At 43.0% G+C, this 25,685-nt stretch carries 29 protein-coding genes, 1 riboswitch and 1 other annotated feature; of the genes, 6 read left to right on the forward strand and 23 right to left on the reverse strand.

What is annotated here, in order from left to right; genetic code table 11:
- The first annotated feature begins 102 nt into the window (after window positions 1-102).
- Both metE and guaD read left to right on the forward strand, forming a co-directional pair.
- Window positions 103-2,391, forward strand: a complete 2,289-nt coding sequence (gene metE / locus C6Y07_RS12495; RefSeq protein WP_066030992.1) for a 5-methyltetrahydropteroyltriglutamate--homocysteine S-methyltransferase — start codon at window positions 103-105, stop codon at window positions 2,389-2,391.
- 138 nt (window positions 2,392-2,529) lie between these two features.
- A complete protein-coding gene (gene guaD, locus C6Y07_RS12500; protein WP_106156772.1) occupies window positions 2,530-3,000 on the forward strand; it encodes a guanine deaminase in 471 nt (156 codons plus the stop codon).
- 59 nt (window positions 3,001-3,059) lie between these two features.
- Here guaD and ohrB read toward each other — a convergent pair whose 3' ends face one another.
- On the reverse strand, window positions 3,060-3,476 hold the full coding sequence (gene ohrB, locus C6Y07_RS12505; protein ID WP_106156773.1) for an organic hydroperoxide resistance protein OhrB: 417 nt from the start codon (window positions 3,474-3,476) through the stop codon (window positions 3,060-3,062).
- A gap of 161 nt (window positions 3,477-3,637) precedes the next feature.
- Between ohrB and C6Y07_RS12510 the strand changes: the two genes are divergently transcribed.
- The gene (locus tag C6Y07_RS12510; protein ID WP_034662988.1) at window positions 3,638-4,084 is read left to right on the forward strand and encodes a MarR family winged helix-turn-helix transcriptional regulator; all 447 of its coding nucleotides are present in this window, start codon (window positions 3,638-3,640) and stop codon (window positions 4,082-4,084) included.
- A gap of 32 nt (window positions 4,085-4,116) precedes the next feature.
- On the opposite strand, the gene C6Y07_RS12515 is transcribed toward C6Y07_RS12510, so the two are convergent.
- The 6 genes from C6Y07_RS12515 to purU form a co-directional block, all read right to left on the reverse strand.
- Window positions 4,117-4,545, reverse strand: a complete 429-nt coding sequence (locus C6Y07_RS12515; RefSeq protein ID WP_106036732.1) for an organic hydroperoxide resistance protein — start codon at window positions 4,543-4,545, stop codon at window positions 4,117-4,119.
- Between the two features lie 198 nt (window positions 4,546-4,743).
- Complete coding sequence (locus C6Y07_RS12520) at window positions 4,744-4,878, reverse strand: hypothetical protein (RefSeq protein ID WP_034662996.1); 135 nt, start codon at window positions 4,876-4,878, stop codon at window positions 4,744-4,746.
- Entirely contained in the window at window positions 4,868-6,004 is a 1,137-nt protein-coding gene (locus C6Y07_RS12525) for a Rap family tetratricopeptide repeat protein (RefSeq protein WP_106156775.1), read from the reverse strand. The genes C6Y07_RS12520 and C6Y07_RS12525 overlap by 11 nt, the downstream gene beginning before the upstream one ends.
- 129 nt (window positions 6,005-6,133) lie before the next feature.
- Window positions 6,134-7,381 carry a glutamate-5-semialdehyde dehydrogenase gene (locus C6Y07_RS12530; RefSeq protein ID WP_106156777.1) on the reverse strand — a complete coding sequence of 416 codons (1,248 nt, stop codon included), beginning with the start codon at window positions 7,379-7,381 and terminating at the stop codon, window positions 6,134-6,136.
- Window positions 7,382-7,393: 12 nt separating this feature from the next.
- A complete protein-coding gene (gene proB, locus C6Y07_RS12535; RefSeq protein ID WP_106061913.1) occupies window positions 7,394-8,491 on the reverse strand; it encodes a glutamate 5-kinase in 1,098 nt (365 codons plus the stop codon).
- A 55-nt stretch (window positions 8,492-8,546) separates the two neighbouring features.
- Window positions 8,547-8,765: a binding site (T-box leader), on the reverse strand.
- A 43-nt stretch (window positions 8,766-8,808) separates the two neighbouring features.
- The gene (gene purU, locus C6Y07_RS12540) at window positions 8,809-9,711 is read right to left on the reverse strand and encodes a formyltetrahydrofolate deformylase (protein WP_034663009.1); all 903 of its coding nucleotides are present in this window, start codon (window positions 9,709-9,711) and stop codon (window positions 8,809-8,811) included.
- Between the two features lie 162 nt (window positions 9,712-9,873).
- Here purU and C6Y07_RS12545 point away from each other — a divergent pair, with 162 nt between their 5' ends.
- Window positions 9,874-10,059: a hypothetical protein gene (locus C6Y07_RS12545; protein WP_060596091.1), complete on the forward strand. Its 186-nt coding sequence runs from the start codon at window positions 9,874-9,876 to the stop codon at window positions 10,057-10,059.
- A gap of 32 nt (window positions 10,060-10,091) precedes the next feature.
- On the opposite strand, the gene C6Y07_RS12550 is transcribed toward C6Y07_RS12545, so the two are convergent.
- Window positions 10,092-10,406, reverse strand: a complete 315-nt coding sequence (locus tag C6Y07_RS12550) for a DMT family transporter (protein WP_034663013.1) — start codon at window positions 10,404-10,406, stop codon at window positions 10,092-10,094.
- Window positions 10,403-10,732, reverse strand: coding sequence for a DMT family transporter (locus C6Y07_RS12555; RefSeq protein ID WP_034663015.1), 330 nt, complete (start codon window positions 10,730-10,732; stop codon window positions 10,403-10,405). Before C6Y07_RS12555 ends, C6Y07_RS12550 begins: the two co-directional genes overlap by 4 nt.
- A 66-nt stretch (window positions 10,733-10,798) precedes the next feature.
- A riboswitch (guanidine-I (ykkC/yxkD leader) is annotated at window positions 10,799-10,906 on the reverse strand.
- 279 nt (window positions 10,907-11,185) lie between these two features.
- Between C6Y07_RS12555 and C6Y07_RS12560 the strand changes: the two genes are divergently transcribed.
- On the forward strand, window positions 11,186-12,229 hold the full coding sequence (locus tag C6Y07_RS12560; RefSeq protein ID WP_060596089.1) for a bifunctional transcriptional activator/DNA repair enzyme AdaA: 1,044 nt from the start codon (window positions 11,186-11,188) through the stop codon (window positions 12,227-12,229).
- Window positions 12,230-12,246: 17 nt separating this feature from the next.
- Here C6Y07_RS12560 and C6Y07_RS12565 read toward each other — a convergent pair whose 3' ends face one another.
- The 5 genes from C6Y07_RS12565 to C6Y07_RS12585 form a co-directional block, all read right to left on the reverse strand.
- Complete coding sequence (locus tag C6Y07_RS12565) at window positions 12,247-12,792, reverse strand: GNAT family N-acetyltransferase (RefSeq protein WP_106036730.1); 546 nt, start codon at window positions 12,790-12,792, stop codon at window positions 12,247-12,249.
- Window positions 12,793-12,810: 18 nt separating this feature from the next.
- Window positions 12,811-13,299 carry a small multi-drug export protein gene (locus C6Y07_RS12570; RefSeq protein WP_106071542.1) on the reverse strand — a complete coding sequence of 163 codons (489 nt, stop codon included), beginning with the start codon at window positions 13,297-13,299 and terminating at the stop codon, window positions 12,811-12,813.
- A 120-nt stretch (window positions 13,300-13,419) separates the two neighbouring features.
- The gene (locus tag C6Y07_RS12575) at window positions 13,420-14,172 is read right to left on the reverse strand and encodes an HAAS domain-containing protein (protein ID WP_066030995.1); all 753 of its coding nucleotides are present in this window, start codon (window positions 14,170-14,172) and stop codon (window positions 13,420-13,422) included.
- A 4-nt stretch (window positions 14,173-14,176) separates the two neighbouring features.
- Entirely contained in the window at window positions 14,177-14,503 is a 327-nt protein-coding gene (locus C6Y07_RS12580) for a PadR family transcriptional regulator (protein ID WP_106030745.1), read from the reverse strand.
- Window positions 14,504-14,617: 114 nt separating this feature from the next.
- Complete coding sequence (locus C6Y07_RS12585; RefSeq protein ID WP_106071543.1) at window positions 14,618-15,139, reverse strand: acyl-CoA thioesterase; 522 nt, start codon at window positions 15,137-15,139, stop codon at window positions 14,618-14,620.
- A gap of 179 nt (window positions 15,140-15,318) precedes the next feature.
- Between C6Y07_RS12585 and C6Y07_RS12590 the strand changes: the two genes are divergently transcribed.
- On the forward strand, window positions 15,319-16,200 hold the full coding sequence (locus C6Y07_RS12590) for a dimethylarginine dimethylaminohydrolase family protein (RefSeq protein WP_060596083.1): 882 nt from the start codon (window positions 15,319-15,321) through the stop codon (window positions 16,198-16,200).
- Between the two features lie 39 nt (window positions 16,201-16,239).
- Here the strand turns inward: C6Y07_RS12590 and C6Y07_RS12595 are convergent, their stop codons facing one another.
- From C6Y07_RS12595 to C6Y07_RS12635, 9 genes are all read right to left on the reverse strand, one after another.
- The gene (locus tag C6Y07_RS12595) at window positions 16,240-17,208 is read right to left on the reverse strand and encodes an ABC transporter ATP-binding protein (protein ID WP_106156779.1); all 969 of its coding nucleotides are present in this window, start codon (window positions 17,206-17,208) and stop codon (window positions 16,240-16,242) included.
- Entirely contained in the window at window positions 17,198-18,115 is a 918-nt protein-coding gene (locus C6Y07_RS12600) for a C40 family peptidase (RefSeq protein WP_106071544.1), read from the reverse strand. The genes C6Y07_RS12595 and C6Y07_RS12600 overlap by 11 nt, the downstream gene beginning before the upstream one ends.
- On the reverse strand, window positions 18,115-19,194 hold the full coding sequence (locus C6Y07_RS12605; protein ID WP_034663034.1) for a mandelate racemase/muconate lactonizing enzyme family protein: 1,080 nt from the start codon (window positions 19,192-19,194) through the stop codon (window positions 18,115-18,117). The genes C6Y07_RS12600 and C6Y07_RS12605 overlap by 1 nt, the downstream gene beginning before the upstream one ends.
- Window positions 19,191-20,132, reverse strand: coding sequence for a S66 peptidase family protein (locus tag C6Y07_RS12610; RefSeq protein WP_060596080.1), 942 nt, complete (start codon window positions 20,130-20,132; stop codon window positions 19,191-19,193). Before C6Y07_RS12610 ends, C6Y07_RS12605 begins: the two co-directional genes overlap by 4 nt.
- Window positions 20,133-20,243: 111 nt before the next feature.
- Window positions 20,244-21,866 (reverse strand): peptide ABC transporter substrate-binding protein, encoded by a 1,623-nt coding sequence (locus tag C6Y07_RS12615; RefSeq protein WP_066030996.1) that lies wholly within the window; start codon window positions 21,864-21,866, stop codon window positions 20,244-20,246.
- Window positions 21,866-22,876: an ABC transporter ATP-binding protein gene (locus C6Y07_RS12620; protein ID WP_034663040.1), complete on the reverse strand. Its 1,011-nt coding sequence runs from the start codon at window positions 22,874-22,876 to the stop codon at window positions 21,866-21,868. Before C6Y07_RS12620 ends, C6Y07_RS12615 begins: the two co-directional genes overlap by 1 nt.
- 7 nt (window positions 22,877-22,883) lie before the next feature.
- Window positions 22,884-23,846 carry an ABC transporter permease gene (locus C6Y07_RS12625; RefSeq protein WP_106156781.1) on the reverse strand — a complete coding sequence of 321 codons (963 nt, stop codon included), beginning with the start codon at window positions 23,844-23,846 and terminating at the stop codon, window positions 22,884-22,886.
- Window positions 23,843-24,778 (reverse strand): ABC transporter permease, encoded by a 936-nt coding sequence (locus C6Y07_RS12630; protein ID WP_034663045.1) that lies wholly within the window; start codon window positions 24,776-24,778, stop codon window positions 23,843-23,845. The genes C6Y07_RS12625 and C6Y07_RS12630 overlap by 4 nt, the downstream gene beginning before the upstream one ends.
- Window positions 24,779-24,796: 18 nt before the next feature.
- Window positions 24,797-25,621: a M55 family metallopeptidase gene (locus C6Y07_RS12635; RefSeq protein ID WP_066030997.1), complete on the reverse strand. Its 825-nt coding sequence runs from the start codon at window positions 25,619-25,621 to the stop codon at window positions 24,797-24,799.
- Window positions 25,622-25,685: the final 64 nt, after the last annotated feature.

The following is a 25,685-nucleotide window of genomic DNA, read 5'->3' on the forward strand; positions in this document are numbered from 1 at the left end:
TTATTTCGCACACACATTTTGTCTTTTTAAACCAGACATTTGCCCTCATCAATCTTCGCCATGAGTGTAAATGTCTTTTTATATTTAGAGGAGGAATTGGAATTGACAATTGTTAAAACAAGTAATCTAGGTTTTCCGCGAATTGGTTTAAACAGAGAATGGAAAAAAGCACTTGAGTCTTATTGGAAGGGTCAAACAGACCGCGAAACCCTCTTAAGCACACTGGATGAACAATTTTTAACGGCCATTAAAACGCAAATTGATCAACAAATTGATGTTGTTCCTTCTGGAGATTTTACCTTCTACGATCACGTGCTCGATACTGCTGTCATGTTCAATTGGATTCCAGAGCGCTTCCGCAGCTTAAAAGACCCGCTAGATACATACTTTGCGATGGCAAGAGGAACAAAAGATGCTGTCTCAAGTGAAATGACAAAATGGTTTAATACAAACTATCACTACATCGTTCCAGAATACGAAAAAAGCACCGAATTCAAACTCACACATAACAAACCGCTTGAAGCTTACGAAAAGGTGAAAACGGCGTTTGGTGTTGAAACAAAACCTGTTGTACTTGGTCTTTATACATTTGTCTCACTTTCTAAAGGCTATGAACCAAATGAAGTAAAAGAGATTCAGCAGCGTCTCGTGCCGCTTTATACTCAGGTTTTAAAAGAACTTGAAGAAGCTGGCGTCAAATGGGTTCAAATTGATGAGCCAGCACTTGTCACCGCTTCATATGAAGACGTGAAAGCCGTAAAAGAAATCTATCAAACGATTAAAGAAGCCGTACCTGCCTTAAACATTCTTCTTCAAACATACTTTGATTCAGTAGATGCCTATGAAGAGCTTGTCACATATCCTGTTGAAGCCATCGGTCTTGATTTTGTCCATGATCAAGGGCGCAATCTTGATCAAATGAAAAAGCATGGCTTCCCGAAAGATAAAATTTTAGCAGCAGGCGTCATTGATGGAAGAAATATTTGGAGATCAGATCTTGGAGAAAGATTGTCATTCATTTCTGAGGTCATTGCTGACGCTCAGCCGAAGGAAGTATGGCTGCAGCCATCAAGCAGTTTGCTGCATGTACCAGTTGCAAAACACCCAAGCGAACAGCTTGAAGAGAAACTATTAAACGGACTGTCTTATGCCACTGAAAAGCTGGATGAATTAACAACATTAAAAGAAGGCTTAACAAAAGGAGCCGCAGCGATTGAAGCCGCCATCAATGAAGCCACGCAAGCACTTCTTACTTTAAAAGAATTTGCAAAAGGAACCAATGCGGATTTCACAGCAGAACGCAACAATCTTTCATCGAAAGACTTTAAACGTCCAGCTGCCTTTGAAGAGCGCCTTCGTATCCAAAACGAATCTCTTGAACTGCCGCTTTTGCCAACAACAACCATTGGCAGCTTCCCGCAGTCTGCTGAAGTGCGCAGTGCTCGTCAAAAATGGCGTAAAAATGAGTGGACAGATGCAGAATATGATGAATTTATTAAGAAAGAAACAAAAAGATGGATTGATATTCAGGAGGAAATCGGTCTGGACGTTCTCGTACATGGAGAATTCGAACGTACAGACATGGTTGAATACTTCGGTGAGAAGCTAGCCGGATTTGCCTTTACGAAATTTGCTTGGGTACAATCCTACGGATCACGCTGCGTGAAGCCGCCAATCATTTATGGAGATGTCGAGTTTACAGCGCCAATGACCGTGAAAGAGACGGTTTACGCACAAAGCTTAACGGAGAAAAAGGTCAAAGGAATGCTGACAGGACCTGTCACCATTTTAAACTGGTCTTTCCCAAGAACAGATATTTCCCGGAAAGACATTGCCTTCCAAATCGCTTTCGCATTACGTAAAGAGGTAGAAGCGTTAGAAGAAGCAGGGATTCAAGTTATTCAAGTGGATGAACCTGCGCTAAGAGAAGGTCTTCCACTCAAAGAAAGTGATTGGGCAGAATATTTAAACTGGGCAGCAGAGTCGTTCCGACTATCAACATCATCTGTTCAAAATGAAACGCAAATTCATACACATATGTGCTACAGTAACTTCGAGGATATTGTCGATACGATCGAAGACCTTGATGCCGACGTAATTACGATTGAACATTCACGCAGTCATGGCGGATTCCTCGATTACTTAGAAAAGCATCCGTATTTGAAAGGACTTGGACTTGGTGTATATGACATTCATAGCCCGCGCGTTCCATCTGTCGAAGAAATGAGTCAAATCATTGATGATGCGCTGAACGTATGTCCGACAGATCGCTTCTGGGTGAATCCTGACTGTGGTCTAAAAACGAGACAAGAGCCTGAAACCATTGCTGCTTTGAAAAACATGGTGACGGCTGCTGAAGTCGCTCGTAAAAAGCTGGCGCAGCATGCATAATTGATTCCCTCTCCCCTGCCGAACATGGCGGGGGTTTTTATGCGCAGATTGTCCTGTTTGACCATCTACTAGGATGTTTCCTTTTCTAGCATGATTCGTTTATACTAGAGAAGTCAGTCGAACAAAGGGAGGAAGACAATGAATCACGAAGATTTTTTACAACGCGCAATTGATCTTGCAGTAGAAGGAGTCAATAGTGGTACTGGCGGCCCTTTTGGAGCAGTCATTGTCAAGGATGGACAGATTATTGCAGAAGGAAGCAACAATGTGACAACAACGAATGATCCAACTGCACATGCAGAAGTCACAGCTATTCGAAAGGCGTGCCAGACGCTACATACATACCAATTAGAAGATTGTATTTTATATACAAGCTGTGAGCCTTGCCCGATGTGCCTTGGCGCTATTTACTGGTCTAGACCAAAAGCCGTGTATTTTGCTGCTGGACATCAGGATGCAGCGACTTCTGGTTTTGATGACTCGTTTATTTATGAAGAAATCAACAAGGATTACGAATCAAGAAATATTCCATTTTACCAGCTGACACTTCAAAAAACCCTTGCACCGTTTGAAGCTTGGGAAACATACGAACAAAAGAAAGAATATTAAAAAAAGACACCTGCTTACCAGCAGGTGTTTCTTTTTTTCAGCGTGATAGAAAACCTTTTTTATTCAGCCACTTCAAGCTCTACTTCGATGTTCCCTCTTGTTGCTTTTGAATATGGACAGAATTCATGCGCAGCCTCGACAAGCTCTCTCGCTTTGTCATGGTCAAGGCCTTTTGCAGACACAATCAGCTTGACACCAAGCTTAAAGCCGCCATCACTTTCATCTTTTAAAAGACTGACATGTCCTTCTACTTCCGATTCAATGTCTATCCCTTGCTTCTTCGCTACTTGTTCAAGTGCCCCTCCGAAACAAGCTGCATAGCCGGCTGCAAATAATTGCTCTGGATTCGTACCAGTTTCTCCGTCTTTCTTTGCATTAGGCATGACAATGTTATGAACGAGTACACCATCTTCTGAACGAACATGTCCAGCTCTTCCATGCTGCGCCTTTACTTTTGCTGTGAATAATGGTTTCATCTTCATCTCCTCCTTTATCTATTTATTCTTTTCACGTTCTATCCATTTCTCAAACATTTATCGCACATTAAAGAATTTTTCATTTTTGGGCTGTATTTATTTTAAAAAGGAAGAAAATCTTATACAATAATAAGTATGACAAAAAATAGTTGGTGACTGACATGACAAATGAATTCGAGCATATGAAGCTGGAAAATCAGCTTTGTTTCTTGTTATATGCAAGTTCAAGAGAGATGACGAAGCAATATAAACCGTTATTAGAAGAGTTAGACATTACGTATCCGCAATATTTGGCACTGCTTTTATTGTGGGAGCATGGGACATTAAATGTGAAAACGATGGGAGAGCTTTTATATTTAGACTCCGGTACACTCACACCTATGCTGAAACGGATGGAGCAAAACGGACTCATCATCCGCGAGCGCTCGAAAGAGGATGAACGTTCTGTGCAAATTCGTTTAACGGAATATGGTGAACAGCTAAAAGAGAAGGCTACTGCGATTCCATTTCATATGCTGTCTGGGACAGGCAGATCGGAAGAAGAGTTAAAAACACTGCGTGCCTCTTTACATGAGCTTTTGCAAAAATTAACACAACCAAAAGGCTGAGGGAACATTCCCTCAGCCTTTTATGATGTCAATTATTGTGCGACAGCTACTAGTTCTACTTCGATATTTCCTTGAGTTGCTTTTGAATATGGGCATACGCCATGTGCTTTATGAACAAGCTCATCTAATGCTGATTGCTCGATTCCAGTTCCTTTTACTTCTAGCTTAACGCCTAGTTTGAAGCCGCCATCTGAACTATCTTTCACTAAGCTCACATGTGCTGTTACTTCACTTTCAAAACGGATACGCTCTTGTCTCGCGACCATTTGAAGGGCTGAATCAAAACATGCAGAGTAGCCTGCTGCGAATAATTGCTCTGGATTTGTTGCTTTTTCAAGTTTTTTCGCTCTTGGTGTTCCAGGCATTGCTACATCATGCTCAAGCACACCATCGGTTGAAACAACCTTTCCTTCTCTTCCTCCGACAGCTGATACCGTTGCAGTAAATAAAATATCTGACATGAATATAACCCTCTTTCTCTCTAATAATATTTTCTACAATTGAATTGTACACAATTTAAATTCAAGAGTCAATGAATAAACACTCTTTTTCTAAGATTTCCTTCTCACTTCTATTTTATGAGCATGTCACGCAGATTCATTTTTAGACAGTAAAAAAAAGCCCTTGAATAAGGGCTTTCAGATTGTTGACAAAAGCTTTTAGATGATGTCATGCTGCGCATTTGGTTGTTCTAGCGTATGGTTTCTGTTATCCGGGTCGGCATTTGCTGCTGCCAGCCATAACGCCAGGATGGTGATGCTTGTACAGACGACTGCCCATTTTTTAAAATTCATATAAACAATCCCCTCTCTGAATATAGATTCGAGCATGTTCCGCTTCTCCGTAGAACATGGAAGATTTTTCATAATCTCCCATTTCATTATAATACTTTGCGGTGTCTAATGCCAGCTCCTCTATATCTGGATATGCATAGGCAGACTCTAAAAAATGAAAAATTCGTTTAATATGCTCCGCATCTTGCTTTAAATACAATGCTTCTAAAAATATCGTCTTCTGAATATGAATATCATCCTGAAGTGCTTCTGCTCGCTTCATACATTCTTCTCTGTAGTGTAAGGCTTCTTCGTGTTTACCTTGTTTGTATAATATCTGAGCGGCGGTATAAAGAGGGTCTATAGATCGACGAAGGTGATCGGATTGATTTTGGTCAAATAACGAGATGGATTCTTTCATTAGTTCGAGTGCGCGGTCAAGATCTCCCATTCGGTAATAACTGTTGCCCATATTAAACAAAGAGGAAGCAATAAAACGCACATTCTGAAAGTCTCTTGATCTCGCAAGCGCTCTCTCGAGATGTGGTAATGCCTTTTCATGCCTTCTCATATCATCATAGTTACCGGCCACAATAAATTCGCATTGGATCATGCGAAGCGCATATAGCTCATGTTGAATATAGACATCCAGCGCCAGTTTGGCATGGTGCATCGAGATATGTGTTTGTTTCATGTGATAATATATTTCTGACATTTTAAAATGAAATTCCGCACGTTCAATATCATCTGACACAAAAGAAAGCTTGTGCTCTGCCTTTTGATAAGACGAGATGGCAGCAATATACTGCCTACGGCCAAATTCATACATGCCTCTGAAAAAATGATAGTAGTATTCAAGCATGCCTGTGACATGTGTTTGATGCTCATCTATTTCTTTCGAAAGCTCGGAAAAGTTGGCGCGAAGCTTTCCTTCCTTTAATGGCTTTAAGTAATCGAGCATGACCTCATGCCTGAATTCCATTAAAGAAAAATAGAGAAGCAAATTCTGATCTTCTTCCATTGAATCAAGAGAGGTGCGAATTTCCTGCTTTAATTGTTCTGCTTGTTCTGAATCAAATCTGCGGATTAATTCATACCACTTGTTGATTTTCACTCCAATATCCGAAGAGGGAATGATTTTCGCCATACGTTGCCTTCTCCAATCTTCTCAAAATATAAAACATTACCATATTTTATCATACTTGACCGAAGAAATACAAAAATGAAATGAAAGGAAAAAGAGAGCCTGCTGTCACAAGACTCTCTTTTGAATTCGTTATTCTCTTATTTGTCCTTGACCACGAATGACAAATTTTTCAGAGGTTAAAGCCGGCAGACCCATCGGCCCTCTTGCATGCAGTTTTTGTGTGCTAATCCCTATTTCTGCTCCGTAGCCAAATTCAAAGCCATCTGTGAACCGAGTAGAAGCATTATGATAGACAGCGGCAGCGTCGACAGCTGTTAAGAAAAGTGAAGCATGCTGATCATTTTCCGTAATGATCGCTTCAGAGTGCTTGGAGCTATACGTTTGAATATGCTGAATCGCTTCTTCTATGCTCTCTACGATTTTAATACTGACAATCGGCGCTAAAAACTCTGTTTCATAGTCCTCTTTTGTCGCTAATGAAGCACTAGGCGCAAGGGCACATACGGCTTCATCGCCCCGTATCTCTACCCCATTTGCATGCAGGGCTTCAAATAACGAAGCGCCATATGTTTTTGCCCATGTTTCATGAATGACAATGCTCTCAATCGCATTGCAAACAGATGGCCTTTGGGTTTTAGCATTCAGCACAATCTGCTCAGCCATTTCGTTTTTCGCTGTTTCATCAATGTAGATATGACAGTTCCCTGCACCTGTCTCAAGCACTGGCACGGTAGACTCTCTCACGACAAGATCAATTAAATTTTTCCCGCCGCGCGGAATAAGGACATCCAGATATTCATTTAAAGTGAACAGCGTTTTCGCCGTTTCACGGCCTGTATCTTCAATCAATTGCACACTGTCTACTGGAATATCCGTTGTCTGAAGCGCTTCATGGATCACCTTGACAATCGCTTTATTACTATGAATGGCAGAGGAGCTCCCGCGAAGAATAACAGCATTCCCAGTTTTGAGGCAAAGGGTGGCAGCATCTACTGTCACGTTTGGTCTTGCTTCATAAATCATTCCAACCGTTCCGAGAGGCACACGCACCTTTTCGATGAACAGACCGTTTTCTTTTTGAATGGTTTCTAATGTTTCACCAATTGGGTCTTTTAGGTGAATCAGCTGAAGAGTAGCGTCTGCAATGGCGTCAATTCTCTCTTCTGTGAGTGTAATCCGGTCAATAACAGAAGGCGTGAACTGCTTTTCTTCGGCAGCCTGAACATCCTTTTTATTCTCCTTCAATAAATAAGCGGAAGATGCTTTTAGTGCATTTGCGATGGCATGTAAAGCAGCATTTTTTTGCTCCGTCGTTTTTAGCAGCAGCTGATCTTTGGCTGTACTTGCTTTTTTTGCTTTTTCAAGAACTTCATTCATCATATTTCCTCCTCAGTTTTGTACATGCTGTACCCAGTGATCTCTGTGTATGACTTCAGGCTTCTCATTTGAAAGCTCATCACTTCGCAGTCCTTTAATACCGAGAAGCTCATCGGATGCGTACAAGGTTTGTCCTTTACCTACTAGTCCGTTCGGACCGACGACTTCAACGACCTCTCCTTTAGAAAAGTCACCAGCGACATCAATGACGCCAGCTGGAAGAAGACTTCTGCCATGATGCAAAATCGCCGCTTCTGCTCCTGCATCTATCATGATTTTGCCAGAAACGGGTGAATGGAATTGAATCCATTGACGGCGGTTGTTGATCGCTGATAAGTCCTGTTCTCCGATATACGTTCCGTCTCCTTGACCCGCAAGAATGTGAAGCAGCTTGTCTTCTCCAGTACCTGTGCCAATGAAGACTTTCACGCCAAGTGAAAGTGCGGTTTGTGCAGCAGACAGCTTTGATTTCATCCCGCCTGTTCCCACCTTTGAGCCTGTGCTCTTCGCATATGAAAACAATTCTTCTGAAATGTGTGTTAGTACATCAAATCGCTTCGCCTCAGGATGCTCATTTGGATTTGCATTATAAATTCCATTTATGTCTGTTAAGATGATCAATTGGTCTGCATGAATTAATCCACTGACAAGAGCTGACAGCATGTCATTATCCCCAAAGGTAAGCTCCTCGATCGAAACTGAATCGTTTTCATTGATAATTGGTAATATTTTTCTTTCTAGCAGCTCCATCATCGTTGCGTAAGCATTTCGATATCTTGTTCGATCTGAAAAGTCATTACGGGTTAAAAGCATTTGTGCAGGTGTCATGTGAAACTGTGAAAATAGCTCTGTATATTTCTGCATTAACAAGCCTTGACCAACGGCAGCTGCTGCCTGTTTCCCCTTTAAGGTCACAGGTCTTGATGGATACCCTAAGCTGCCAAACCCTGCTGCAACGGCTCCTGATGAAATTAAAATGATTTCATGCCCAGCCTCTTTCAGTTTTGCTATCGCTTTCACATGATCCTGCATTTTTTGTTCATCAATGGCTCCTTTTTGCTCTGTTAATGAACTGCTGCCAATTTTGATGACGATCCTTTGCTTTTTCATTATTGATTCCCTCCGCTATACCTTTAGGCACAAAAAAATCCCTTTTTCTCCTTGTTTAAAGGACGAAAAGGGATTTTCCGTGGTACCACCTTCATTGAATAAGCATACATCTAGCTTATTCCACTCAACTCCTGTAACGCCAGGCACGCGCTTAGATTTTTCCTCTAAGGCTCAAAGGGCAGGTTCAGCAGCTGTCTGCGGCAAATGTTTCAGCATGTCATTTGCTCTCTTTACGCATCAGTTCCTGCTTACTATTCCTTTTCAACGCTCGTTAATTTTTTTATATTATCACCAATTGCTCAGGAAAAGTCAAGCCGTCAATTAAATACAATCGTTTTATTCTCATGCACAATAATTCGATCTTCTAGATGCCATTTGACGGCACGTGCTAGCACACTCCGCTCAATTGTTCGGCCAATATTTTTTAATGCTTCTGCATCATCCCGGTGATCTACACGCTCAATATCCTGTTCAATGATCGGTCCTTCGTCTAAATCATTGGTCACATAATGAGAAGTCGCGCCAATTAATTTGACTCCCCGCTCATATGCCCGCTTATATGGATTTGCACCAATAAACGCTGGCAGAAAAGAATGATGAATATTAATGATTTTGTTCGGGTGCTGTTCAATAAATTCAGGCGTTAAAATTTGCATGTATCTAGCAAGCACAATGGCATCAATATCATACTCTTCTAATAATGCGAGCTGCTGTTTTTCCGCTTCTTTGCGAATGTCTTTGTTCGCCTTCACAAAATGGAACGGGATTCCAAGCGATTCTACTGTATCTTTTGCCGTTTCATGATTGCTGATCACGACCGCAATTTCAGCCATGACATTTCCACTTTGCCATTCCCATAGCAGCTCATGTAAACAATGAAGCTCTTTTGACACAAAGATCGCCAGCTTTTTAAGCTCACTTGCACGCGACATGCTCCACGTCATTTGAAATGATGCTGCAATTGGCTCAAACTGATGCTTCAGCTGATCCATATTTGCCGAGATGTCTTTCCAATCAAATTCAATTCTTAAAAAGAACCGGCCGCTTTCATGATCTGTTGTGTATTGGCTGGATTCAATGATATTCGCTCCGTGCTCAAATAAAAAGGAAGAAACAGCTGATACAATTCCAGGCTGATCCGGACAGCTGACAAGCAACCTTCCTTTTTGCTCATGCTTTTGTCTGTGTAATTCAAGTTTCTCTGTTATCAAAGTTCTCATGTATCATGACCTCATTTACGTTTTCATTCTAATGAAATATTATACTGGACTGGAAAGAGAAAAAGCAATGTAGAGTCCTGTTTTTTATTGAATATTCATTCAATTCTGCACCTGGCATGATATAATGTGAATAGACCTTTTATCATAAAAGGAGTGATGGAGATGAAAAGTATGACCTTGTTTGGTAAAGTGAGCTTTTGGCTCGGCATCGTTTGTCTGATCACAGGTATTTCCCTTTTTATAGCCGGTGAAAGACTCATTCCTTTTCTCACATTTGGTGTGTGTTTTCTGCTTGCGAGCCAGCTTTACCGCAAAAATGAAAACGATTCCAATCATCATTCAATGTAACAAAAGGCTGGCATCTATCTGCCAGCCTTTTCTTATTCAATGATTTTCAATCCTACTGCCGCAGATAAAATCAGGGCGATGAAGAAAATACGTTTTGCGTCTTTCGACTCTCCGTAAAACAGCATACCGACCATGGCGCCTCCAGCAGCTCCGATTCCAGTCCAAATAGCGTACGCCGTTCCCATCGGAATCGTATTCATCGCAAGAGACAGCATCAGAAAGGACATCGAAAAGCCAGCTGCAATGAATAAAATCCATTTGACATGCCGGTCTTTTTGGAATTGATTCATCATGGTCACACAAAGCATTTCTAAGATGCCTGCTCCAATGAGTAAAAGCCAGCTCATGATTCAGCCTCTCCCTTCTTTTCACCTGTTGTCAGCTTCAGTCCTAATACACCGCACAAAAGCATGACAATCAAAAGCAGTTTGACAAGCTGAACCGGCTCACCAAGCACCATGCCTATGAGGACGGTACCTGCTGTCCCAAGCCCGGTAAAAACGGCATAAAGTGTGCCAACTGGCAGTACACTTGTTGCTTTCATGAGTAAATAAAAGCTCACGATAATACAAACGATGGTTGCGCCCCATTCTATGAGCGAGTGGGCATATTTCAGCCCCATCACCCAGCCGACCTCAAAGATGGCCGCAATAAAGACATTTCCCCATTTCATCTGATCTTCTCCTTTCTGAACGATTCCAACCAACAAAAAAAGCCTGGAAATCGATCGTTTGATCAAATCTCCCGGGCTTTTATCCCTCCGTGTCCATATGGCCTCTTCTAAGACCCTATGTGTTTTCTCTCGGACCAGACTGCACCAGCGCACGGAACCCTAGAAAACCAATTCATGATATACAGACCTGACTTAGAGCAGATTCTGTATTAAAAATCTTATCACACCCCGATATGCCGGTCTACCAGTTTGCTCTCCCTCTTCAAATATACTTGTTCATTTTTCGAAAGAAATGATATGAGACCGGCGTATACTAAATGATAGACAGAGAAATGATCACATCGCTGATATAATGAAATAAGATTGATGTGATGAACGATCCAAGATGACGCTTTGTTTACCAGCCCAAAGTACGCTGAATCACATTTTATAGGAAACCAAGAGGTGGATCGTATGATGATAACCGACGAACAGAAACATGAATTTTATCAAGCACTGGTTGACAAGAACCCGCAATATGACGGCACATTCTTTGCCGGCATTAAGACCACTGGTATCTTCTGCCATGCCACATGTACCGCTAGAAAACCAAAATATGAGAACTGTGAGTTTTTCTTTACAGCAGAAGAAGCACTGCTTGCAGGATATCGTCCGTGCAAGCGCTGCACACCATTAACATATCCTAACAGCATTCCGGAAGAAGTCAAAACACTCGTTTCTGCAGTTGAAACACATCCTGAAAAACGCTGGAAAGAAGAAGACTTTCATCAATTAGGGATTCACTCTGCAACGGCACGGCGGAAATTCAAAGAAATCTACGGCATGACCTTTGTTCAATATGCGAGATCACGCCGAATGGGACTTGCCTTTAAAGAAATTCTGAATGGAAAAAAAGTGATTGATCAGCAGGTCGCCTTGGGCTATGAATCTTCGAGTGCCTTCAATGATGCATTTACGAAAATTATGGGAAATCCCCCTAAAAAGACGCAAACCAAGATTCTCCACGCTAATTTTATTTCTACACCGATCGGGCGGATGATCAGCGTGACAGATGCGACGCATGTGTATTTACTGGAATTTGTGGACAGGCGGGGACTCGAAAAGGAAATTGAAAACATGAGAAAAAAGCATCAAGCCCGTATTTTAGTCGGGGAAACAAACGTCCATCAGCAATTAGCAAAGGAATTGACCTTATATTTTGAGAAAAAACTCACGCAGTTCTCGGTACCACTTTCCTTACATGGCACCCCTTTTCAAATGAAGGTGTGGGACCTGCTCACACGCATTCCATCAGGCGAAACAAGTTCTTACCGCGAGCTTGCTGTGATGCTGGGCGATCCGCATTTGGTCCGGGCGGTAGGGAATGCAAATGGTGCCAATCAATTGGCGATCATCATTCCATGCCACCGCGTCATTCAAACAAGTGGTGAGCTCGGCGGCTACGGCGGCGGGATAGAACGGAAGAAATATTTACTTCAGCTAGAACAGCGGATATAAAATAAAAACGGCTCTGCTTATTTTGTAAGCGAGCCGTTTTCTTCGTTGCGGGTGATGCTGTAGACATCAATGATTTGGTCCCATTTCGAAATGGTTTTTTCTTTTTTCATGCCCATTTTTAAAGCGACCTTTACCGATGCTTCATTGTCTGGGCGGATTAAGCTCACCATTCGTCTGACTTTCATTTCATCAAAGCCATAGGTGAGACAGCCTTTTGCGGCTTCAGCAGCATAGCCATTTCCCCACGCTTCTTTCTTTAGCATGTAGCCGATTTCAAGTTCGGTTTGTCCTTCAATGTTTTGCAGAACAATGCCGCTTTGTCCAAGTGGTTCATTCGTTTCTTTGTCTTCAATGATCCAGAGGGAAGTATGATACATACGGTCATTCTTTTGATTCCATGCAATCCACTCTTTCGTCTGCTGCTCATCCTTCAAAGAAGGATAATACTTCATCACTTCTTCATCTTGGAACAACATATCATATAAAAATGGCGCATCATGTTCATTCATCGTTCTTAGCCTGAGCCGATCTGTTTCAAGCACTGTCCGTGTTTGAAGTTTCATTTATGATCCTCCCCTCACTTACTTACTAAAAATATCTCCGAACAATCCATTTGAATCTGGGGCAAAGTAATGGATTCCCGCACCGGTTAAACTAGCTGCCAGCGCTGTCCACATCATTAAACTGACTGTCATCCACACTGCGACTTGCTTTCTTTTCGTCCCGAAGCTCATGCACATAAATGCCGCTAGATGACTGCCGATGATAAAAGGTCCGACGAGCGCTAATCCCGGGAGACCATATCGTTCCCAAATTCTTCTGGCCCGCAGCTGCTTTTTCTCTCCTTTTTCATCACTTTTGTCCTCTTTTCTCTTCAACCGCCATGCTTTGAAGCGGTCTACGAAAACAATGAGAAGTAAAACGGTAAAAAAATTGCCGATGAATCCAATGACCGCAGTCGGTACAGGATGCATGCCACTTAAAATGGCCAACGGAACGACCCCTACCACTTCAAAAAAAGGCAAAGCAGCCAATACAAACACAAGTACATATCCCCATAAAATATCCAAGCACAGAACCCCTTTTCATTTTTGTCCTCTTCCCATTGTAATGAAAAACATGATACCATTTCTACATTTTTTTAGAAAAAGAAAAGCACATCTTATAGGATTATAGATGTGCTCTGTTTTTTACATCGTGTTTTCACTTTTCTTGTTCGCCCGGCGTAAGACAATGAGCATAAGCCCTATTAAGATCACAACCGATAGTAGACTTTGCAAGAGAAGCACGCTTGGTGATGTCCAGCCAATCCATTCGAATATGAGCTGCGGTCCGAAAAAGATGATCGGAATCAATGAAACGACATTCGCCTTTAAGATCGCATTAAAGACAATGATACATAGCAGCATGAGCAGGATGACGCCCCATCTTTGACCTGAGGTCAGGACAAGTAATGGTGTGCCGAGTTTTTGATCCAATAGTTTGATTGTGACCATCGCGGTCAGCTGAAAGATTCCTAAGATCCAAAAGTAAAGAAATGCCCGGCGGCTTGTCTGAAAGGCAGACGCTCTAAACATCACAATGATCATGATGACATTGGCCACTAAAACGAGCGGATAGCCAATCAATGCATACCAAGAATAGGATAAGCTTTGACTGATCGCATCTGATAAAATCATGTAGAAGAGAGACCCGATTAAGAAGGCACTGATGAATGGAACCCAGTCTTTATGGTGTCCTGACAGCTCTTTTGCGAGTTCATCAGCATAGCTCCGCGGATCTCCGCCAAACACAGCCTCCCCTGTTTTACCATCTTTTTCAGCCTCTACCGCGTGTGTCGTCAATTCATCCATCAGCTCATCAATTTCGTCCACATTTTTTCCCTTTGATATGAGATATAATTTCAGCTCTAGTAGGATGTGTCTTGTTTCTTTTGATACCATAATCTCACTTCCCTTTTTGTAATAAGCAGTTTACATTTTTTGAAAGCTCACTCCAGCGGGTCATAAACTCTGTGAGCGCTTGTTCTCCAGCTTGTGTGAGCGTATAGTATTTCCTTTTCGGTCCGCTCGCTGATGTTTTTGTGACAGTAGTCACCAGCTGTTCCTTTTGCATACGCAGCAAAATCGGGTAGATACTTCCTTCACTAATTTGATCAAACCCGTAATGCGCGAGCTTCTTTGTCATTTCATATCCATAAATCTCACCCTCAGAAATAATCGACAGCAGGCAGCCTTCCAAAATTCCTTTTAACATTTGTGTGGATGTTGTCATCTTTGTTCCTCCGATTCCAGTACCTTGCATCACAAGATAGCATCATCTTACCACACACTATCTTGTCATGCAAGATACTATCCTAGAAAAAAATCACCGCTGAAAGGGTGATTTTTACGCCCATGGTTTATCTGTTCCAAGTGCGTCAGCCAGTGCCTTGCTATGCTTTCGGCGGCTTTTTCTTTCTTCTGCCCGCTGCTTCGCTGTTTGATGCAGCATGATTTCTTCCTCTGTTTCCGGTACGACTTGTAGAACTCGTTTTGGCTTTCCGTTTTCATCTAGCGAGACAAAAGTCAGAAATGAAGTCGCTGCAAGTCTGCGCTCTCCAGACATCAAGTTTTCTTTCATGACTTTGACGAACACTTCCATGGAAGACGTGCCGACCCACGTCACATAGGATTCCAAGCATACTGACTCTTTTTGTCCAATCGGCTCTAAAAAGTCAACAGAATCCATCGACGCCGTGACCGTTTCACTGCGGCTGTGTCTTGCTGCCGAGATGGATGCAATGTCATCTATATAACTCATTAATTTCCCGCCAAATAAGGTTTGGTGGTTATTCGTATCGAGAGGGAATACCCTGCTGGTTTTGACAACTTTCGATTCCTTGCAGTATTTGAAATTTTCTTCACTCATCATCATAGCTCCTTCATGCTGTTTTCGTGAATGCGGAACGACTTTTATTAAACACTATTCTTTTAGGTTTGTCTAAACTTTTTGCTTTAGTCTCTTGTGAGAGATTTTCTTTCGGAAATGTTTCAACTATGACTAGAACGAGGAATAATAGAACTATGAATAAACAAGGAGGCCATTTGATGGATTCTATGAGAGCAGAACAAATACACAAAATGCCGCAATGCATGAGTGAATATGACGATTTACAAGAAGTCCTTTTATGCAGTCCCATCTATATGGAAATCAAACAGATCATCAACGAAACCCAAAAACATTTTGCAAGAGAAAATATTTCTCAAATGAAAGCCATTGCTCAGCATAAGCAATTGATCCAAACACTAAAAGACCATCAAGTACGCCCCATTATGCTTCCTGCAAATGACCGCTTTCCTGAGCAAGTCTTTACTCGGGATATTGGGTTTACGATTGGACATACACTCTTTGTTTCAAGCATGGCCGCTCCAGTTCGGCAAGGAGAAGAACAATTATTAAAAGAGTGGGCACAGGGAAAAGGCTGGAAAACTGTCACACTGACAAATGGAACGATTGAAGGCGGCGATGTACTTGTGGATCAAACACGCGTATTTGTCGGAACGAGCAAGAGAACAAACCCAGCCGCTATCCATGAGCTCAAAAAAGGACTGCCTGATCATGACATCATTCCCATTCATCTTCCTCCTCACATTTTGCATCTCGATTGTGTGATGAATATTCTCTCTCATGATGAGATATTGATTTATCCTGAAGCGTTCAAAAAAGAGGATCTTCACCTGCTTCAAATGCATTATCATCTAATTGAAATAAGCGAACAAGAGCAATTCACACTCGGACCAAACGTTTTATCCCTTGGACAGAAAAAAGTGATCAGTTTGCCCATCAATCAACAAACAAATGCTGCATTAACCGCTCACGGGTACACTGTCATTGAAGTGGATTTTTCAGAAATCATTAAATCTGGCGGCTCTTTTAGATGCTGCACATTGCCGATTCGGCGTTCATCCACTAAAAAAGCCAGCGTGTAGAACAGCTTGTCTACTTGCTGGCTTTTTTTCTGTCTATTTTTATGTTCGATCGTATAAATGACAGGCGACATCATGTCCTTCTTCTACTGCTTGTAATGTTGGCTTTTTTTCAGCACACACATCCATCGCTGCAGGACACCTTGTTCGAAATACACAGCCGCTTGGCGGGTTCACTGGACTTGGAATTTCTCCTTTTAAAATGAACCTTTTGCGCTTGTCCTCCACGTCAGGATCTGGAATGGGGATCGCTGACAGCAAGGCTTGTGTATATGGGTGCAGCGGTGTTTGATATAACATATCACTGCTGGTCAATTCGACGAGATGACCTAAATACATGACACCGATTCGGTCGCTGATATATTTGACCATCGACAAGTCATGCGCAATAAAGAGAAATGTCTGCCCTTCCTCCTTTTGCAGTTTCTTCAGCAAATTCACAACCTGCGCTTGAACGGAGACATCTAGTGCAGAAATTGGCTCATCTGCCACAATAAATTTCGGCGCTAAGGCGAGGGCTCTTGCAATACCGATTCTCTGCCTCTGCCCTCCGCTGAATTCATGAGGATAGCGAGTCGCAAAGTCATAGCTAAGTCCAACAGCTTCAAGTAGTTCTTTCACCCGGGCAACTCTTTTCTTTTGACTCCCGTAAAGGTTGTGAATCTCCATTGGCTCCAGCATAATATCTTTTACAGACAGCCGCGGATTTAAGGAGGAATACGGATCTTGAAACACCATTTGAATTTGCCGATTAAAATCAAATGATTCTTTTTTAGAAAGGTGATGAAGACTTTTCCCTTCATATAAGGCTTCCCCATCTGTCGGTTCATAAAGACGCATAAGCACTTTTCCAAGTGTGGATTTTCCGCAGCCAGACTCGCCAACAAGGCCAAACGTTTCGCCTTGTTTCAGCTGAAAGGAGACACCGTCTAGCGCTTTAAGCGTTCTTCCTTTCGATAGATGAAAATGTTTTTTGAGATTGTTTACTTGTAAAAGTGGTTCAACTGCCATGACCATTCCTCCTCTCGCTTGGCAAATACCGTCTTGCACCTGCCCATTCTTTTTCATATGAAGTGCCAGAAAGGGAAAGAAGTTCAATTTCTCTGCCGGTTTTAGGCGAATGAAGCATCATACAGTCACCTGCGTAGATCCCAACATGGCGGACAGCTCCCTTTCCGTTGTCATTGGCAAAAAACAATAAGTCGCCTTGTTCTAAATGGCTTGATGCGACCGGTGTTCCTTGCACTGCTTGGTCACTTGCGTCCCTCGGCAAAAGATATCCGCACGCTTTATACATGCTGTAAGCAAAGCCTGAACAGTCATAGCCAAAGCTGCTCATGCCGCCCCATAAATACGAAAGACCAATAAATTGTTTTCCCTTCTCTACAACATCTTTGCCGGTCATAGAAGAAATGGATGAAACTGACTGCACATCTACTTTATTGATTTCTCTCGTCCCTGCTGGTGTGACAACGCGAAAGCAATCACTCGTTTCTTCTACAGCTGCGAGCTCTGTTAAAAAACTAATTTTCATGTCCGCTTGCCCATTTCGATAGAGCATGGCTTTTTTCTGACAAACGATATGAGATATAGCTGGCGCACTTCCTTCTGTCACTTGCTTTAGATGGTTCGTAGGTATATAGCCAGGATAGCCTTGCGGATGTTTCCGGCTGGCCTGCTGCGGAATGACGACTTTCATCCAGCCGTCTGTCTCTTCTAATCCAATGACTCGTTCGCCGAGCAGTACTTGCGATTGGATCAGATTTTCTTCACATAAAGCCAGTTTTTCTTCATATGTTTGCTTGTCAATCCACTCTTTGATTTTGAAGGAGCCCTGAAGTACCTTTTGATCGATTTCTCTCGGTGACTGCGGCGCTGTCCATACGTTCGCAACTGCAACCTTTGATTCAAATATCATCATGAGACTCCTTTCACCCCTTGAATGCCTAACCCATGATGCGGCGGGAAAAAGATATCTTTTCCTTTGTACACGATTCCTCCGTCTACCATGTCCTCTTTTAGCATCAGCGGGGCATCAAAATCATAGCGGGTGATATTCGGCTGGCTGGCGGCGAGATGAGCGGCTGCTGTAATGCCAAGTTTTGACTCAATCATACTGCCAACCATGCACTTTACGCCATATGCTTCTGCTAGAGCATTGATTTTTAGGGCTTCTTTTATGCCGCCTGATTTCATTAATTTTAAATTGATCAGATCACAGCTTCTCGTTTCAAGCACCTTGATCGCATCATGAAAACTGAAAATGCTTTCGTCTGCCATAATCAATGTATCTGTTGCTTCTGTCACACGGCGCAGGCCTTCGATATCTTCTTTCGGAACCGGCTGCTCTACTAGTTCGATATTCAGCGCCTCCATTTTCCGAATGGCTATGATCGCTTCCTTCCACGTCCATCCTTGGTTCGCATCGAGTCTGATCTGAATATCCGGCCCGACCTTTTCTCGAATTCGCTTGATACGCTGAATATCCGTATCTATGTCATCTTTTCCTACCTTGATCTTTAACGTCTGAAAGCCTTCAGCTGCGTATTGCTTCGCATCTTCCGCCATCTCAAGCGGACGGTTTACACTGACCGTATAATCGGTTTCAAGCTGACTGCGATATCCGCCAAGGTATTGATAAAGCGGAAGTCCTGCCTGCTTCGCTAAGCCATCATAAATGGCCATGTCAACCGCTGCCTTTGCGCTTGTGTTGCAAGCGAGCACTCGGTTCATATGAGAAAAAATTTGTTCATATTCTGACAAGGAAGCTCCAAGCAAAATCGGTCTGATCACTTCGCATATGGCATAGTCGATGCTTTCCAGCGTTTCACCTGTAATCACCGTTGTCGGGACTGCTTCTCCGTAGCTGACGTCACCTTGATCATATGTGATGATAACGATCAGAGATGCTGCGTCATACACCGTTCGTAAAGCGGTTTTGAAAGGCTTTTTTAGCGGTACACTCATTCTGCATGTACGAACATCGACGATTTTCATTTGATCGCCTCTTTCGCTGCAACGCCTGGAGAAATGTGCAGTTTTTTTCCTGTCGCATCTAATGTAGCCTGCGTGCCCATTGGAATAGCAAAGTTCGGCGAAGAATGACCGATCCGGAAGCCCCCAAGTGCAGGTTTCTTTTGCGGGACAATATAGGTGCCCCATACTTGATTCAATGTAAGGGACTGATCTTTCTTTTTTGGCTCACATTGATGAAAATCTCCAATGATGAATCCAGCCGCATCATCCAATTTCCCAGCAGATGTGAGGTGCTGCATCATTCGATCAATTTTATAGGGCTCTTCGTCAATATCTTCAATGAACAAAAGCTTTCCCTTCGTATCGATTTCAAAAGGTGTACCAAGTGTTGTCACGATGAGGGCAAGATTTCCTCCTACAATCTCACCTGAAGCGGTGCCCGGATAGAAAGTATGAAGGGGTGACAAGTGGTGCGCATACGTAAAGGCTTTCGGTGCAAACAGCTGTAAAAAGGTATCTTTCGTATAAGGATGAACCTCCTCAAGTCCCACATCAGAGGAAAGCATTGGACCATGAAAGGTCACAAGACCAGTCTGCTGCTGGATGGCCGTATGTAAAAACGTAATATCACTATAGCCCCAAAAGATTTTTGGATTCCGGCGAATCAGGTCATAGTCAATGACTTCCGCAAGTCTTCCAGTCCCATATCCTCCGCAAGCACAAATAACCGCCTTCACTTCTGGATCTTGAAACATGCGATGAAGATCCTCCACTCTTTCATGATCATAGCCTGCTAAATACCCATACCGGCAGTCGATATACTTTCCTTTTTTCACCTTTAGCCCGAGGCTTTCTAAAAAGGCAATCCCTTTTGCTAATTTCAGCTCATCAGGCGGGCTTGCTGGTGCAATAATCCCCACCGTATCCCCTGTTTGAAGTGCCACTGGCAGCTGGCTCATGCCATATCCCCTCTTTCTCTTTGTTTCTTTCAATCTATGGGCTTCTGCTTCATAACATGAACGAATAAAGGAACAGACGCTTTTATCTAAAAGCGTCTTTTGATCCTAATATCACTCTCCATCTACCTGTGCCCATTTCAAATCGATATACCCAACGGGGTGGCGGACAATTCCCTTCACGCCTTCTTTTTGTAAATGGACTTGGTTATAAAAATGAATCGGAATGATCGGTGCTTCTTCAATGAGAAGTGCCTCTGCATCATGAAGGAAGCTGTTTCTCTTTTGTTCGTCTGCTTCCTGGCTCGCTTTTTTGATCAGCTGATCATAGGTATCATTAGACCATCCTGTCCGGTTCATGGCATTCCCTGTTTGGAAGCTCTCTAGGAAGTTGATCGGATCTGCATAGTCTGCTAAAAATGAACTTTGTGAGAATTGGAATTTCAGCGCCTTTTGATCTTCTGCAAATACATTGGCTTCCATGTTTGCAAGCTTCACATCTACACCTAACGCTTCTTTCAGCTGCTGCTGGATGGCTTCCGCTTTTTTCTTGTTCTCAGGCTTTGTACTATATGTTAATGTGACGGCTGGCAGTTTCGAATAGTTCTCTTCTTTCAGCCCTTTTTCTAATAGCTTCGCAGCTTCACTCTTATCATTCTTCACAAGATCACCGCCAGCTTCTCTGAAATCCTCACCCTTTGAATCTAGGATGCCTGGCGAGACGAAAGCGCGTGCTGGCTTCTCTTCATTTTTCGTCACATAATCCACAATATCTTGCGGGTTGATCGCCATTTGAAAAGCTTTGCGAATGTTCTTATTTTGAAATGGTTCTATGTTCACATTCAGACGATAAAAGAACAATCCAGCCTGGTCTTCAATTTGTACATCTTTATTTTTCAGCAGATTTTCACTTTGCTCTGCTGGAACAAAGGCAGTATCTAAATCTCCTGATTGATACATTTGATAGTCTGTGTTTCGATCACTGATCATCAGCCACTTCACTTGATCCAGCTTGACTGTTTTTTTGTCCCAATACGTCTCACTTTTTTCCATTGTGAAGCTCTCATCATGCTTCCACTCTGTCAGCTTGAACGGTCCATTTCCGACAAAGGTTTTGGCGTCTTTTGCCCAATTTGGGTCCTTCTTAGCTACCTGTTCATTGACTGGGAAAAAGGCAGGGTTTGCGGTCATATTTAAGAACGATTTCTGCGGATAAGCCAGTGTGACCTTAAGCGTTTTGTCATTTACAGCGCTGACTTTCACGTCTTCTTTCTTGCCTTTTCCACTGTTAAATGCCTCTCCGCCTTCAATCATGTACGCTAAGAACGATGCAGAAGAGCCTGTTTTCGGATCAAGCAGCCGCTTCCACGCATATTCAAAATCACTCGCTTTCACTGGATCACCATTTGACCACTTGATGCCATCTCTTAAATGAAACGTGTACGTTTTTCCATCCTCTGATATCTCCCATTTTTCCGCCATTGCAGGAGATGGTTCGTGTTTTTCATTCAGTCTTGTTAATCCCTCCATTAAGTTATTGAGTCCTTGCCACGATACATTATTAAAACCAATCGGCGGATCAAACGACGTCGGTTCATTTTCGTTATTTAAGGTTAACACTTTCTTTTCACCTTTATTGCTTGATGATCCTTTCCCTGCTTGCTCATTGGCTGTACATCCTGCGAGCAGCATGATCGTGAACAAACATACACTGATGATCCACCCTTTTTTTCTCATCAAAAACTCCCCCTTTGTGTTGAAGATAAAACCGTTTGATTCGCTCGCTCATCTTGGAGCCAGCAATGCACTGTATGGGTAGGTGACCGCTGCGTTTCATGCGGCATGATATGATCACACACCTTCATGGCGGCCGGACAGCGATCTGTATACGGACAGCCCTTTGGTGGAGCAAATAAATCAGGCGGGCTTCCTTCAATTGGAATGAGTTCATCTTTCATATCAAGTCTTGGAACGGATTGTAGAAGTCCTTTTGTATAAGGATGCTGCGGACTGTAAAAAATATCTCGCCTCGTTCCGACCTCCACCATTTTCCCCCCGTACATGACCGCCACTCGGTCTGCGACTTGGGCTACGACCCCTAAATCATGTGTGATTAAAATAATGGTGACACCTGTTTTTCTCTGAATCTCTTTAAACAGCTCTAATATTTGTGCCTGTATGGTCACATCCAGCGCGGTCGTCGGTTCATCTGCAATCAGCACTTTGGGCTCGCAAATCAGTGCCATGGCAATCATGAGCCGCTGCCTCATTCCCCCGCTGAACTGGTGAGGGTATTGCTTTAACCTTTCCTTCGGCTGCGGAATGCCGACCAAATCAAGCATCCGAATGGCGGCTTCTTTCACTTCTTTTTTCGTCAGCTTTTGATGCTCCTTTGCCGCCTCCATGAGCTGATCCCCTATTGTCAAGGTTGGGTTCAGTGCGGTCATTGGATCTTGAAAGATCATCGAGATATCGACACCTCGTATGGCGCGCATTTCTTTTTCAGATAATGACAGCAAATTGCGGTCTTCAAACCAGATTTCTCCCTGATCGACATGAGCGCTGTAAGCTGGCAGCAGCCTCATAATGCTTTGTGAAGTCACACTTTTCCCGCAGCCTGATTCTCCCACAATGGCAAGGGTTTCTTTTTCATATACATCCACATTCACTCCGCGTACCGCTCGAACTGAGCCGCCATATGTCCGAAAGCTGACGTGCAGATCGATGATTTGTAGAACTTTTTTCAAAGCGCCATCACCTCTTCATCTTTGGATCAAGCGCATCTTGCAAGCCATCACCTAAATTGTTAAAGCAAAACATCGTGAGTGAAATAAAAAACGCAGGGAAAAATAAACGCCACCAATGTCCGTTATCTGACAGTACTGTCGGCAGCGCATCATTGGCCATCACGCCCCAGCTTGCAAACGGTGCTTGAATGCCTAAACCAAGAAAGCTTAAGAACGCTTCAGCAAATATCGCGGTCGGCACAGTCAAGGTCATCTGAACGATAATCGGCCCCATCGTATTCGGCAGCAGGTTGCGGCGAATGATACGCAGGCTCTTTGCACCAAAGGTTTTTGAGGCAAGGACATATTCCTGGCTTTTCAGCTGAAGAACTTGACCTCTTACGATTCTTGCCATTCCAATCCATCCGGTGACAGTGAGCGCTACAATAATGGTGACAAGCCCTGGCCCCATCAGGACCATTAATAAAATGACAACGAGTAAATAAGGAAGACCGTAGAGCACCTCGACAATTCGCATCATGACATGGTCATATCTCCCGCCCTTATAACCGGCAATCCCTCCATAAATCACGCCGATGGCAAAATCAATAAGGGCTGCCATGACGCCTACGAATAACGAAATACGCGCCCCGTACCATGTACGCGTAAACACATCTCGTCCAAGCTCATCCGTTCCGAACCAGTGAGCAGCTGATGGAGGCTGATTTTGCATCGAAAGACGTTGCTCTGTCACACTATTAGGCGCAAGCAATGGGCCTAATAGCGCCATGATAAAAAGAAAAATCAGTACCGATAGACTAAACATCGCAAGCTTATTTTGCTTCAGCCGTCTCCACGTGTCTGCCCAATACGAAAGAGAGGGTCTTTTAATGGCATGGGCCTCCGTTTTCTTTTGCTCTCTCGGAGAAAACCATTCGTCTGGCAATTCATGATGCGGATTCGGTTGATCCTGCTGTAGGTGTATACTCATGCCTTTCCTCCTTTCTGATGCAGCTGAATCCTTGGATCAAGCAGGCGATACGCCACATCGACAATGAAAAGAAGTGTGATTAAAATAATGCTGTAAAAAACAGTGGTCCCCATGATGACAGGATAATCACGGTTGTTAATACTCTCGACAAAGTATTTTCCCATTCCAGGAATCGCAAATATTTTTTCAATGACAAAACTTCCTGTTAAAATGCTTGCGACAAGTGTCCCAAGAATGGTCACAACGGGCAAAAGCGCATTTCGAAGCGCATGTTTAAATACAATTTTAAAGGGAGAAAGTCCTTTTGCCTTGGCAGTGCGAATATAGTCCTGCGACAGCACTTCAATCATGCTCGATCTTGTTAACCGGGCAATAATGGCCATTGGACCGACAGCAAGAGCGATGGTTGGCAGCACCATGTGCATCGGACTTGTCCACATCGCTGTAGGAAAGAGTTTCAAATTCACAGCAAGCTGCTGAATTAATAAGGTAGCAAAGATAAAGTTTGGAATGGATATACCGAAAACAGCAATGGTCATGGCGATATAATCAATCAAGCCATTATGCCGGAGGGCAGCCATGACCCCGAGCAGGATGCCGGAGATGACAGCAATCAATATTGAGATAAGACCAAGTTCTAATGAGACTGGGAAGCCTCTTGCCAATAGATCATTGACACTTTCTGAAGGCTTTTTAATGGAAGGACCAAAATCAAAGGTAACGATGGATTTTAAATAGATGACATATTGAACATACAGTGGTTCATCTAAGTGATAGTAGCTTTCGAGGTTTCGCTGGACGGTTTCGTTTGTATTTCGTTCTTCATTGAAGGGCGATCCTGGGATGACCTTCATTAAAATAAACGTTAAAGTCGTAATCGTTAAGATCGTGGCAATCATCGCAATAAAACGCTTGAGCAAAAAGCTGGTCATCTGCCGTCTCCCCCTCGCTTAACAAAATGTTGTACGTGCGGCAAGCTCTGTCATGACAAGCATCGCTTGGTAGGCTTCTAATATATTCTCTGCTTGATACGTCACCGTTGTTGTTCCTTCTATGATGGCAGTACCCGGCATTAAATTCGCCCATTCAGCTTGTCCATAATTGGCAAACTCAATCTTCAGCAGCGGCTGATCAGGAGGCGTCAGCGGCTTGATGTGATGAATCTGTTTCATTGCGGCTTCCACTTGCTGCGAGATTTGTTGATTGACTTTGGCAGGCGTGAAACATTTCACAGCAGACCTTGATATGGTCTCTTTCACTGCTACTGTTTTCACACCAGGCATCAGCTTTTCCGCTTCAAGTGCTGCTTGATCATCTCCGCAAACAAGAATCACCGGCACACCATAGTAGCCTGCAACATACGCATTAAAGCCCATTTCACCAATTGGGTGATCATTTATGTAAAAATGTCTGACACCAAAAATCATACTGTGAGACATCACGCCTTTCATAGATGCCCTCGCATGATAGCCTAAAAAAACAGCAGCGTCATAGGTTTGATCTAATCCTTGCACCATGGAATAAGGCTTGACGTCACCAGATATAAGAGCAGCCTCTTCATGCAGCTCTTCGATCAACAGATTATTCATTTTAGAATGACTGTCATTGACCAAAATATCGGTTGCGCCATGCTGAAGAAGTGCCTCTACACAGGCATTCACTTCACCTGTCATGATCTTTCTGCCCCGTTCATAATTGTGCTGACGGGCATCGACAAATGTATGATCAGCTAGACCAGTAATCCCCTCCATATCAACAGATACATAGAGTTTCATCCCCATCCCCCTTTAATTAAACTTAAAATTTGTGTATATTTTTCTAAATTTTCTAAAAAATTAT

This window comes from Bacillus sp. LNXM12-1 (assembly GCF_003004375.1).
Taxonomy (GTDB): Bacteria; Bacillota; Bacilli; order Bacillales; family Bacillaceae; genus Bacillus.